6 protein-coding genes and 1 pseudogene are annotated in these 14065 nt (G+C 41.2%); 6 read left to right on the forward strand and 1 reads right to left on the reverse strand.

What is annotated here, in order from left to right:
- Positions 1–587 precede the first annotated feature (587 nt).
- Entirely contained in the window at positions 588–4646 is a 4059-nt protein-coding gene (locus V7L07_RS24790; RefSeq protein ID WP_335061477.1) for a beta strand repeat-containing protein, read from the forward strand.
- A 123-nt stretch (positions 4647–4769) separates the two neighbouring features.
- Here V7L07_RS24790 and V7L07_RS24795 read toward each other — a convergent pair whose 3' ends face one another.
- Positions 4770–5117, reverse strand: a complete 348-nt coding sequence (locus V7L07_RS24795) for a hypothetical protein (protein WP_335061478.1) — start codon at positions 5115–5117, stop codon at positions 4770–4772.
- A 779-nt stretch (positions 5118–5896) separates the two neighbouring features.
- Here V7L07_RS24795 and V7L07_RS24800 point away from each other — a divergent pair.
- From V7L07_RS24800 to V7L07_RS24820, 5 genes and pseudogenes are all read left to right on the forward strand, one after another.
- Positions 5897–8611 (forward strand): annotated as a pseudogene (locus V7L07_RS24800) (beta strand repeat-containing protein); the annotation flags it as partial.
- A gap of 128 nt (positions 8612–8739) precedes the next feature.
- Complete coding sequence (locus V7L07_RS24805; RefSeq protein ID WP_335061480.1) at positions 8740–8961, forward strand: hypothetical protein; 222 nt, start codon at positions 8740–8742, stop codon at positions 8959–8961.
- A 12-nt stretch (positions 8962–8973) separates the two neighbouring features.
- Complete coding sequence (locus V7L07_RS24810) at positions 8974–10419, forward strand: sugar ABC transporter substrate-binding protein (protein ID WP_335061481.1); 1446 nt, start codon at positions 8974–8976, stop codon at positions 10417–10419.
- Positions 10420–10535: 116 nt separating this feature from the next.
- Positions 10536–13016: a hybrid sensor histidine kinase/response regulator gene (locus tag V7L07_RS24815; protein WP_335061482.1), complete on the forward strand. Its 2481-nt coding sequence runs from the start codon at positions 10536–10538 to the stop codon at positions 13014–13016.
- Between the two features lie 140 nt (positions 13017–13156).
- Positions 13157–13984, forward strand: a complete 828-nt coding sequence (locus V7L07_RS24820) for a response regulator (protein WP_335061483.1) — start codon at positions 13157–13159, stop codon at positions 13982–13984.
- The last annotated feature ends 81 nt before the right edge of the window (positions 13985–14065 follow it).

Raw genomic sequence — 14065 nt, forward strand, 5'->3', positions numbered from 1 at the left:
ATACATTTATCGGCAAATAATGTGAAGAGTATGCAAAGACAGTTATTTCAGTATAGACATCTAAGTAAGATGTTGACTATGTAGTTATTTTGAGGCTATTAAGATGTTCTCTATTTTCCAGCTAGACCCCACAGAGAATAGCCCATAAGGAGGATATAAAAATCTCTTTCCCGATTAAGAATAAACTATTGACTATTTTCTCTTCTAGTAGGACTTAGGCGCTGGCAAATAAAATCAAACGCGAATGGTGAGTTTCTGAGCATTCAAGCTAAGTTTTTCGATAATTTTTCAGTAATGTCTACTTAACAAGTGATGCTTAAAAAATCCTGAGATCAACGATTATCGTGAATGCACACACTCATAAATTTGTACAGTGCTTAAGACTTAGATAGTTTGAAGATAGTTAGGTAAGTAATAGATACAAGCCTTTTGATAAGGTGAATTTTTGAGAAATTTGCTGGTCGGGTTGACATAGAAAGTATGCCGAACACGTCAAATTTTGGTGAGTTATTTTTGCTCGAAAGCAGCACAAGCAGCTTGTTGAAAACTGAAGTTACTGAAAAAATCGATTCAGGTAGGTAAAAGTTATGGCAAATATCATTGGAACCAACGGTAATGATACCCTACAGGGTAGCACTGACGCGGATACGATTAACGGTAAATTAGGCAATGATGTCATATCTAGTAACGGTGGCAACGACACTTTGACTGGTGGAGGCGGTAAGGATAAATTTATTTACGCTGGCTACTACGGCTCAAATAATAATACTGACATTATCACGGATTTTGGTGGCGTAGGTAAAGGGACAAACCCGACAACAGAAGTCATTGCCGAAGTGGATACCCTAACATTTGTAGGCGATGGCTTAAGTGCCCAAAATCTACTGCTGACTCAGAATGGTAACAATCTGGAAATCAGCTTTGAAGGGGATGCTTATGAAACGAGATTTTTTGGCCCCAAAGTCATCCTGCAAAACTTTGCCCTGGAAAATTTGGATAACCTCAGCAAATCTACAGGAGCCACTGTAGACTTGGGTAATATTCTGTTTAATGGGCAAACTAGTATTACCGACAGCTTTGATGTCTTCAATGCCAACTCCACCCAGAACACCGTCTTTAAAAAGAACACAGTCACTTTTCTTAACGACCTAAACAATAATGTTAGCGGATTTAACGATTCAGATGATGTCATTAATGGTCAGGCAGGCGATGACATCATTGACGGCAAGAGTGGCAACGACCTTTTGAGAGGTGGTGCAGGCAATGATTCCCTTCTTGGTGGTGAAGGGAATGATACTCTTGTTGGTGGTACGGGGAATGACTTTCCCACAGGTAATGACTCTCTCGTTGGTGGTGCGGGTAACGATTACTTGAATGTTGAATTTTCAACAGGCAATAATACCCTCAATGGTGGCGTTGGTGACGATGTTTTGGATGCTGGGGCAACATCCGGCAATAACTTACTCTCTGGGGGCGATGGCAATGATTATCTTAACGCCTCTAACGTTTATAGCAGCGTCAGCGAATACATCTATTACCCCTCATCAAGTAATAACACCCTCAACGGTGGCGCTGGTGACGATACCTTGAATGCTAACTCTCCATCAGGCAATAACTTACTCTCTGGGGGAGATGGCAATGATTATCTCTCCACCTCCGGCATTTATACTTATAGATCGGAGCCTAATTTTAGCTCATCGGGCAATAATACCCTCGATGGTGGCGCTGGTAACGATACATTGCGTGCTGAGTATTCAATAGGCAATAACTTACTCTCTGGGGGAGATGGCAATGATTCTCTTGACATCTCTGGCTATATCACTCCCTTCGGCGATTTTTTAACCTCCTCAGGCGATAATACCCTCAATGGTGGCGCTGGTGACGATACATTGCGTGCTGAGTATTCAATAGGCAATAACTTTTTCTCTGGGGGGGATGGCAATGATTCCTTCTATCTAAACTCCACGTACCCAGAGACTACTTCCACTGATTTAGTGACTCAAACGGTAGATGGGGGCATGGGTGACGATTTGTTATCTGTCGATTACAGCAATGCTACAGAAAGGATTGTAACGATATTCAATGCTACTACTAACATTGGAGAAGTTACAGCAGGTACTTATCGGGTTAGCTACAAGGATATCGAAGGATTAAATATCTCAGGTACAGCCTACGACGACAATATTGTGGGGAGCAATGGCAACGATACACTCTCTACGGGCTATGGTGGCAATGATACGATCGATGGGGGTGAGGGTGATGATATATTGTCCGTCGATAATGCGGCTGGGGCAATTAGAACCACATTTAATCCCACTACAAACAATGGAGAAATTACGGTAGGCACAAATCGGATTAGCTACAAGAACATCGAAAGATTAAATATCTCAGGTACAGATGCCGATGACTTAATTGTGGGGAACAGTGGGGACGACACGCTCTCTGGAGGCACTAGTGGCAATGATACAATCGACGGGGGTGAGGGTGATGATATATTGTTCGCCGATTACAGTTACAGCAATACTGTTGGGGGAATTAGAACCACATTTAATACCACTACAAACAATGGAGAAATTACGGCGCGCACAAATCGGGTTAGCTACAAGAATATTGAACGATTAGATATCTCAGGTACAATCTACAATGACTTCATTGTGGGAAACAGTGGTAACGATACGCTCTCTGGGGACAACGGCAATGATACAATTATTGGCGGTGGCGGGAATGATATACTGACAGGTGGAGATGGTAACGACAGCCTAACGGGTGGTGTCGGCAATGATAAATTTGTTTACAACTTCAGCAACAACAACTTTGGCAGTACTGATATTATCACTGATTTCGTTGGTGTGGGTAAAGGCTCAAATCCCTCAGCAACCGTGATTGCTTCCTTAGACACTTTGCAATTTATAGGTAGTCGCTTCACTGCTCAAAATCTGCAATTAACTCAAAATGGTAATAACTTAGAAATTACTTTTGAAGGTGTCCCTGGTGATACCAAAGTCATTCTCCAAAATTTCAAATTAGAAAACCTGGATAATCTCTCAGCAAATTCTTCACGGCCAGCTATTGGCAATATCCTGTTTGATGGACAAACCAGCATCACCGACAGTTTTGATGTGTTTGATGCTAATTCCACTCAAACTAGCCTATTCAAGAGGAACACTGTTACCTTCCTCAATGACCTCGACAACAATATTACGGGTTTTGACAACTCCAATGATGTTATCAATGGTCAAGGGGGCGACGACATCATCGACGGCAAAAGTGGTAATGACATACTCAGAGGTGGTGCGGGAAATGATACCCTTGATGGTGGTGAGGGAAATGATACCCTTGATGGTGGTGTGGGAAATAATACCCTTGATGGTGGCACTGGTGACGATAACTTGAATGCTAGCGGCTCAACAGGCAATAATACCCTCAATGGAGGATCTGGTAACGATAGTTTGAATACTGGTAGTTCAACAGGCGATAACCTGCTCTTTGGGGGCGATGGTAATGATTCTCTTGATATCTCTGGTGGCTACAGCAATAGTTACGGCTACTCTTCTGACTCTCGCTCATTAGGCAATAACACCCTAGAAGGAGGTGTAGGTAACGACACCTTAAGTGCTAGCGGTTCAAAAGGCGATAATCTGCTTTCTGGGGGCGATGGCGATGATTTTCTTGATATCTCTGGCGGCTACAGAAATAGTTACGACCAGAACTTTGACTTTCGCTCATCAGGCAATAACACTCTCAACGGAGGTGCAGGTAACGATACCTTGAGTGCTGGCGGTTCAAAAGGTGATAACCTGCTCTCTGGGGGCGATGGCAATGACTCTCTTGACATCTCTGGCAACTACGACTCATATCCTGGTGACAACCGCGACTTTCGCTCTTTAGGCAATAATACCCTCAATGGAGGTGCAGGCGACGATCGCTTGAATGCTGGCGGTTCAACAGGTGATAACCTGCTCTCTGGAGGTAATGGCAATGATTTTCTTGACATCTCTGGTAATTCCTACTCCACCACCGACTCTCGTTCAACAGGCAAAAATACCCTAGAAGGTGGTGCAGGTAACGATACCATGAGTGCTGGCGGTTCAAAAGGTGATAACCTACTCTCTGGGGGCGATGGCAATGATTCTCTTGACATTTCTGGCAGCTACTACAACTTATACGGTTCCTTCTACGACTCTCGTTCGTCTGGCAAAAATACCCTAGAAGGTGGTGCAGGTAGCGATCGCTTGAATGCTAGCGGTTCAACAGGTGCTAATCTCCTATATGGAGGCGATGGCAACGATATACTCATAGGTGGCAACGGAAATGATAGCCTCTATGGAGGAACTGGTACTGATACTTTTGTTTTCAATAATTACAATGGAGGTGTAGATAGTCTTTATGACTTCAACGCCAGTAATGAACTGATTCAGGTATCGGCTGCCAGTTTTGGTGGCGGTTTATCACCAGGTTCAGTCTTAGCTAGTCAGTTTATCATCGGAACATCTGCAACAACAAGCAATCAACGATTTATCTATAACAACACTACAGGTGGACTGTTCTTTGACCAAGATGGCAGTGCGTCTGGCTTTGCCCAAGTAAAATTTGCACAGTTATCTGCTGGATTGTCACTAACCGAAAACAATTTTGTGGTTGTTTAATCGTAATTAGCGTTCCGTAACTCTAGGTATGGAATAGGAGGGGTACTTAAAATAATACCTCCCATTGGATTGTTCAATAGACATCTCCGAAAAAGAATGTAAAGACGTAGCAGTGCTACGTCTTTACAAGGGTTCTGGGTAACGCATATTTAATTTCTGGAGATGTCTATTGAGTCTACTTCCTTCATTTTCGGCATAGTGCGGATGGGTTGCAAGTTTTTTTGGGTAAGTCAGATCATGTCTGCGTTCGGATTTTTGGTAATATATAGTCATTCCTGTTGAGGCATAATGCATCACCATACGTAGGCGTAGCCCCTTGATCCAATTGTAGCCCAACCCAGGCATCGCAGCATTGAAAAAGAAAAGTTTGAGTATTCCCGAAGTTTGCTGCCTTGAAAGTCTCCTCTCAAATTTATTTGTGGCTGCTGTCTGCAAATTCTCGACTATAAACTCTAAAAATGTGAAGAACACGCTATTAGCAAATACATTTCTCGGTATATAATGTAAAGAGTATACAAAGATAGTTCTTTAGCTATAGACATCTAAATAAATATTCAGTATTTAGTTAGTATCAGGTTATTTAGATGTTCCCTATTTTTAAGTCACACACCCACGGGCAATAGCTTACAACTAAGGTATAAAATCGCTTTCCCTGTCAAGAGTTAATTGTTCCCTATTTTCAAGACACTAAGAGCATGTTTGAAAAGTTTTGGGCGAATATAATTCGCTACTACACAAACTAAGTCCGCCTGCGCGGACTAACCCAAAATTGAGGGTTTTAAACCCACGGAGGTGGGTTTTGCCTGTGTAGCCGCGATTTCTAATCGCCAGGGCTAGTAATAAATTAGACTTTTCAAACAACCTCTAAGAATAGTGCCTTTTTAAGGTGTTGTAGAGTTTCGTGGATTTCAGCTTGATTTGGCGACGCTTTTTCTGCAATTCTTGGTTCGGGCTACGCTGTTCTATCAAGAATGGTTATAAAAAACCTGAAACTACCTATTTCTTTTCTGTTCATGCATACGGTCATGAATTTGTACAGTGAGTAGGATTTGATACTGAGAAAATTGCTGCTTGTAAGCTGGTCAACGAAGTGGATTTTCGAGAAAAAGTATTGTCCCTAAAGGGTGACATAAAAGTATTCCGAAAGCATCAATTCTCGGCGGATTCTTGTGCTTTAAAATAGCACTGAGTCAGTGCTGAGAACTTAAAAATTACTGAAAAAATTGATTTAGTTGAGGAGATATAAAGTTATGGTAAATATCAATGGAACCAACAGCACAGACACAATTACAGGTCAAGCAGGCAACGATATCATCACAGCTAAAAAAGGTGATGACATCCTGACTGGTGGTGGTGGGAGGGATCAATTTGTTTACAACTTGGGCGACGGTACTGATACCATCACTGATTTTGGTGGCATAGGTAAAGGAGTAAACCCGACAGCAGCAATCATCGCTGAAGTCGATACCCTCAAATTCATTGGTGCTGGCTTGAATGCCCGAAATCTGCTGCTTACCCAGAATGGCAGCAATCTAGAAATTACCTTTGAAGGGGTGGCTGGTGCCAAAGTTATCCTAAAAAACTTCAAACTAGAAAACTTAGAGAATCTGAAAGCTTCTGGTACAACATCAGCTATTGGCAATATCTTGTTTGATGGGCAAACTAGTATCACCGACAGCTTTGATGTCCTTGATGCTAACTCCACTAATACTAGTTTGGGCACTAAGAATACGGTGACTTTCTTCAATGACCTCAACAATAACATTGTAGGTTTAGACAATTCAGATGATGTAATCAATGGTCAGGGGGGAAATGACAAAATCGATGGCAAGAGTGGCAACGATCTTTTGAGAGGTGGTGCGGGAAATGATACTCTCATTGGTGGTGCAGGCAATAATACTCTCAATGGTGGAACTGGTGACGATAACTTGAGTGCTGACAGTTCAACAGGCAATAACCTGCTCATTGGGGGCGATGGCAATGATACTCTTTCCGTCTCTGGTCACCAATACCTTAGCTACCCAGATGGCGACGATCTCCGCTCTTCAGGTAAGAACACTCTCAATGGGGGCGCTGGTAATGATTACTTGAGTGCTAGCGGTTCAACAGGCAATAACCTGCTCAATGGGGACGACGGTAATGATACTCTCTCCATCTCTGGCTACTACCAAGGAAATGCTTACTTTAATGATGACTCTCGCTCGTCAGGCAATAACACCCTCAACGGCGGCGCTGGTGACGATAAATTGAGTGCTAGCGGTTCATCAGGCAATAACCTGCTTAATGGTGGCGATGGCAATGATACTCTCGACATCTCTGGATACTACAGCTACACTCCCGATAACGATCCGCACGAACTCCGTGACCTCTCCATCACATACGACTCTCGCTCGTCAGGGAAGAACACCCTCAACGGTGGTGCTGGTAATGATTACTTGAATGCCAGCGGTTCAACAGGCAATAACTTACTTAATGGTGGTATTGGTAATGATACCCTGATTGGTGGTGTTCTTAATGATACACTTGTTGGTGATATAGGCAATGACTTCCTCGACGGTGGTGCTGGTAATGACTCGTTGCGGGGTGATGCGGGGGACAATACCCTCAATGGTGGTATTGGTAACGATTATTTGAATGTTGATTCCTCATCAGGCAATAACCTACTGGATGGTGGCGATGGCAATGATACTCTCTCTGCTTTAGGTGACTACGATGGCAATATAGTGTCTGGTAATAACACCCTCAAGGGTGGTGCTGGTGACGATCGCTTGATTGCTGACGGTTCAGCAGGCGATAACCTACTGGATGGTGGCAATGGTAATGATTCTCTCTCCGTCTCTGGTGGCTACTACGACCCTGTGGTGTCTGGTAATAACACCCTCTACGGTGGCGCTGGTAACGATAGCTTGAGTGCTTTCTTTTCAACAGGTGATAACTTACTAGATGGTGGCGATAACAACGATCATCTCTCCATCAATCTTGCCAGTGGTAATAACACCCTCAAGGGTGGCGCTGGTGACGATTACTTGAGTGCTAACATTTCAACAGGTAATAACCTACTAGATGGTGGCGATGGCAATGATTCTCTCTTTGCCTCTGATTTCGAGGGCTACAGGTTTGATAACACCTCAGGCAATAACACCCTCAACGGTGGTGCTGGTAGCGATCGCTTGAATGTTGACTATTCACGAGGCGCTAATCTGCTTTTTGGGGGCGATGGCAATGATTCTCTCTCTGGTTCTAGCTATGGCTACGGCTTTGGAGGATCTTTTTATAACACCACTGGCAATAACACCCTAAACGGTGGCAATGGTGACGATAACTTGAATGTTGACTTTTCATCAGGCGCTAATGTGCTATCTGGAGATAATGGCAATGATTATCTATCCGCCTCTGGCTACCAGTACGACAACAACGGCAACGACGGCGAAGGAATCTATCGCAGAACGTCAGGCAATAATACCCTCAACGGTGGCGCTGGTAACGATAAATTAATTGTTGATTATTCAACAGGTAATAATCTGCTCTTTGGGGGAGATGGCAATGATACTCTCTCCGCATATAGCGCATTAGGCAATAACACACTTTATGGTGGTGTTGGCAATGATATCCTCACAGGTGGCAACGGTAATGACACTCTCTATGGAGGAGATGGAATTGATACCTTTGTCTTTAATAGTTACCATGAAGGTTTGGATCGTATTTATGACTTCAAAGCCAGTAATGAATTGATTCAGGTATCTGCTACTGGTTTTGGTGGTGGGTTATCAATAGGTTCACTTCAGGCAAGTCAATTTACACTGGGAACATCTGCAACAACAAGCAATCAACGATTTATCTATGACAATATTACAGGTGCATTGTTCTTTGACCAGGATGGTAGTGCAGGTGGATTTGCTCAAATAAAATTTGCACAACTATCAGCTGGATTGTCACTAACCAAAAACAATTTTGTGGTCGTTTAATCGTGATTAACCTTCTTCTATCTCTCTAGATATGGTTTGCAAGGTGCTTTTGTAAGCACCTTGCATTTGATTTTTCAATACCAGATCATGTCTGCGTTTGGATTTTGGCTTAAATACAAGATATGGTTATGCGTATGCGTAGCCTAACCCAGGTATGGCTTGATCTCGAATTAATCGAAGTTTCAACACGCCCATTTTATTTTGTGCAAAACCCAGCCTATAGCCTAGTTTTGAAAGATAATGTCTGGGGTAAAGCTCTCAATCAGATTATTGTAGAGCAAATTTATCCAGAGCAAGCAACTGATGAGGCGATCGCACGGATTAAGCAAATTTTTGACCAATGGCAGTGAGCTTTTACAAATATGACATTTCAAAAAAAAGCTAGTCAAATTGCTAAAGGCTTTCAAAATCAGCCACAATGTCACTATTATTGCAAATATGTGTTCATCGTATTGACACTCAGTTTGATAATTATTGCCTGCACTAACACCTCTAAATTAAAACAATCTTCAGCCACCTATACCGCTACTGACAACCCAGTTTTAAAAATTTGGTGGGATAAAGGATTTACTCTTGATGAAGATGAAGCAATCCAGCAGTTGGTGAGCAACTGGGAAAAACAAACTGGTAATAAAGTCAAGCTTTCCTTCTATATCGGCGATGAGTTACCGCAGAAAGCGCGTAGGGCCATTCAGGCGGGTAATACACCCGATATCATGATGAGTTACGGCGCAGAGAGAGTCTTGAATCCGCATTTGGCCTGGGAAGGCAAACTGGCAGATGTAACGGATGTAATTGAGCCGATCAAGAATCTTTATCCTAAGTATGCCCTACAAGCTGTTAATTATTATAATAATGTTGTAAAAAAGCGCAGTTACTATGCAGTTCCAATTAACCAGGCAACGGTTAACATTTTTTATTGGCGAGACTTACTAGAGAAAATAGGTCGTAGTGAAAGTGATATCCCCAAAGATTGGGATGGTTTTTGGGAGTTTTGGAAACAGGTGCAGTATGACTTGCGAACAAAACTGCAAAAACAGGATATTTATGGATTAGGTTTTACTTTCTCTACTGAAGCCTCAGATACCTACATCTTTTTTGAGCATATTTTAGAGGCATACGATGTGCAAATTCTCGATTTCAAAGGTAAACTCCTACTCGATGAACAAAAGGTCAGACAAAAAATTATCCAGGCATTAGATTGGTATGCAAAATTTTACCAACAAGGTTATGTGCCACCAGATGCAATCAATTGGTTAAATCCAGATAATAATCGCAGTTTGCTTAATCGTCTAGTAGTAATGACCCCTAACAACACACTCTCAATTCCTTGTACTGTCCGCCAAGATCCCGACACTTATCGTCATAAGCTTGGTATATTAAAATTTCCCAACAAGCCCAACGGCAAGCCAATGCGTTATATAGTGACACTTAGGCAGGCAATTTTGTTCGCCGATTCTCAGCAACAGAAACAAGCTTTGAATTTTCTTGCATATCTTATGCAATCACAGGTGATAGGTAAGTATCTGAAAGCTGCTGGAGGCTGTAATTTACCAATCATAAAGACACTTTGGCAAGACCCATTTTGGCAAGATCCAACCGATCCACACGTTTCAACTGCGGTTAAGACTTTAACAGAAGGTTCAACGCGGCTGTTTTCTTATGTGCAAAACCCAGCATACAGTGTAGTTTTAGAGGAGAATATTTGGGGGAAAGCTCTTAATCGAATAATTGTAGATAAAATTTCTCCAGAGCAAGCAACTAATGAGGCAATTAAGCAGATAAAACAAATTTTTGCTCAATGGTAATCAATAATTATTTATATTAACTAAAGGAGTAAGCTGTCTGCATCAATTCGTACAGAATTCATTCTGACTCCTGAGTTCTGAATTCTTCTTATAAATATCTTTAAAGTTAGAAATATATGAAATTTTGGAATCAGCACTTAACTACTAAAGTTGCCAGTTCCTTCTTATTCCTATCTTTAGTAACTGTAGGCGTAGTGGGAGGATTTGCTTTCATCAATGCAAGGGATGCATTGAAGGAAGCTGCTTTTGAAAAACTTAATGCTGCTGCCACTCTTAAAGAAGAAGAAATTAGCCGTTGGTTTGAAGACCAACAACGAGACTTTCTCCTAGTTACTCAGTTTCCAAATGTACAAAATAATTTTCAAATCCTTTTAAATTCTAAAGCCTCCGACAAAGATCATCAGAATGCTTATAAAGTTCTCTCGAATTATCTCAAAAATATGGCTAAAATCAAGCCAAGTCTGGGAGAAATTTCTCTTATTGACCGTAGCAATCGGATTATTTTATCTACTAATAAGCAGCGTGAAGGTCAATATGAAATTTTAGCTAATATCACCTATATTGAACAGATTCAACCAGGAAATTCTTTTGCACCCATTTTCTATGTTTCATCGATCACTCGCAAACCATCAGTTACTTTTGCAACACCTCTACGTGATACCACGATGGTACGCCAAGGTGTTCTCTTAGCTGATTTAAATTTAGACCGCATAGATCAGATTGTGCGAGAACGTACAGGCTTAGGTAATAGTGGCGAAACTTATTTGGTTGGTTCTCTAGTAACCAAAAATGCTTTTATTTCTAAAAATAAAGATAAAACACTGGAATTTTCTAAAGGAGTTAGAAGCCAAGGTATTGATGCAGCAATGAGTGGCATTAGTGACCAAGGACTTTATGCAAACTATAGCGGAGTGCTAGTAATTGGGGTATATCGCTGGCTTAATGACCAAGACCTTGCCTTGATGGTAGAAATGAGCCAGGAAGAAGCCTTTGCACCGGCTCGCCGATTAGCAGGGACGATTATGTTAGTGGGATTCTTATCAATGGGATTTCTACTGATTGGAGTGTCTTGGCTAATGCGGCAGTTAAAAATCTCTGGCGAACAGTTAGAGAATTATAGCCAGAGATTGGAGATAAAAGCCAAAGAAGCTGAAACTGCCAACCGTGCCAAAAGTGAATTTCTTGCAAACATTAGTCACGAACTTCGTACTCCTCTTAATAGCATCCTTGGTTTTACTCAGTTAATGATTCGTGATTCTTTTATCAATTCTTCTCAGTTGGAACATTTAGAAATTATTAATCGCAGTGGAGAACATTTACTAACCTTGATTAATAATGTGTTGTCAATGTCAAAAATTGAATCTGGTTTAACGACACTTAATAACAATAGCTTTGACTTGTATACACTACTAGACTCAATTGAAGAGATGTTTAAACTCAAAGCAAAATCTAAAGGTTTACATCTGATATTTGAGCGGAGACCAGAAGTTCCTAAATATGTGCATATCGATGAAAGTAAATTGCGTCAAATATTGATTAATCTCGTTGGTAATGCTGTCAAATTTACTCAAGAAGGCGGCGTTAGTTTGCGAGTGAGGATAAAAGAAGAAAGTAAACTACAGCAACAAGAAGAGGAAGAAACAAGAAAAATCTCTCATCCCTCATTTTTCTGGCTTAATTTTGAAGTCGAAGATACTGGATTAGGGATTGCATCTGCTGAAATTGAACAGTTATTTAAGCCCTTTGTGCAAACAGAAACAGGTCGGAAATCTCAGCAAGGAACAGGTTTGGGTCTAAGCATTAGTCAACAATTTGTGCATCTAATGGGTGGAAGTATTACTGTTAACAGTATTTTGGATCAAGGAACGATTTTTTCTTTTGATCTTCAGGTTAGCCTAGCAGAAGTAGGTGAAGCTCCGATTCGACAGTTAAAAAGACGAGTAATTGGTCTAGAGCCTAATCAACCAAAATACCGAATTTTAGTAGTTGAAGATAAATGGGAAAATCGCCAACTCCTAGTCAAGATGCTAATATCCCTTGGCTTCGAGGTACATCAGGCTGCAAATGGTCAAGAAGGAATAACCCTTTGGGAAACCTGGGAACCACACCTGATTTGGATGGATATGCGGATGCCTGTGATGGATGGATATGAAGCGACTAAGCAGATTAAAGCGCATTTAAAGGGGCAGGCTACTGTCATTATTGCTCTAACTGCTAGTGCTTTTGACGAGGAACGGCTTGTGGTTTTATCGTCAGGCTGTAACGATTTTGTGCGTAAGCCGTTCCGAGAGGAAGTAATCTTGAATATGATGTCTAAATATTTGGGAGTGCGTTATGTATATGAACAAGAACCCATTCAAAAAGACCAATTTGCAGACAATTCAGACCTGAAACTTTTCTCATTAGAAAAGATTTTGGATCAGATGCCTACTGAGTGGGTGAAACAGCTACACCAAGCGGCACTGTGTACCGATGAAAAGCTTATTTTTAGGCTGCTTGAGCAAATTCCTGAAGAATCTGCTCTTTTGGCAAACACTTTGTCTGATTGGGTTAATAACTTTCGGATTGATAAGGTTATTGATTTAACACAACGGTAAAAAGTTTTTATTGAGTTAATTTTAATCTGATTTGGATCGAATGCAACGAAAAAACAAGGTTTCAGCCATGTACTGAAATGTTTCGCTGTGTTAACCATAATTTTCTAATATTTACTTTTATAAATTAGTTATAAATAAATATGGATAACCATCAAGTTCGGCTACCAAAAGCAAATATTCTTGTTGTTGATGATATACCCGACAACCTGCGACTACTATCCGCTATGCTAACCCAGTTGGGGTATGAAATTCGGAGAGTAATTAATGGTTCAACAGCTTTAAAAACAGCACAAGCTGCACCGCCAGATTTAATTTTACTTGATATCATGATGCCCGAAATGAATGGCTATGAAGTCTGTCAACATTTGAAAGCTTCGGAGAGAACCCGCGACATTCCGGTGATTTTTATCAGTGCTTTGGATGAAGTATTTGACAAAGTTAAAGCTTTTGCAGTCGGTGGGGTAGATTACATTACCAAACCCTTTAGTGAAGAAGAGGTTTTTGCTCGCGTAGAAAATAACTTGACTATCCGCAGGCTACAAAAACAACTCATTGAGCAAAATATACTTTTGCAGCAAGAAATTTGCGATCGCAAAAAAGCAGAATCGGCATTGCGGTTAAGCCAATTTTATTTAGACAGGTTTAAAGATTCAATTTTTTTTGTTAACTCAAATGCCCAGTTTGTTTATGTAAATGAAGCCGCTTGTTGTATTTTAGGCTATTCTCGCGAACAATTGCTGAGTATGACTGTTCACGATATCGATCCAAATTTTCCCGCGCAGACTTGGCACTCACAATGGCAGGAACTTAAATACCAAGAGTCTTCTAGTTTTGAATCTATTCACCGAACTCAAGATGGTCGGAATCTACCTGTGAAAATAAGCTTTAGTCATCTAGAGTTCAAAGAGCAGCAATATTTATGTACTAGTGCTTACTATCTCACCGAAACAGTGCTGAGTGCTGAGTAATGAGTACTGAGTAAAAAAAGTAATAATCGCACTCAGCAAAAAAATCTGTAACGCAAAGCGGAACCCGAAGGCTAGCCCCAG

Origin of the sequence: Nostoc sp., assembly GCF_036916985.1 — a bacterium.
GTDB lineage: Bacteria > Cyanobacteriota > Cyanobacteriia > Cyanobacteriales > Nostocaceae > Nostoc.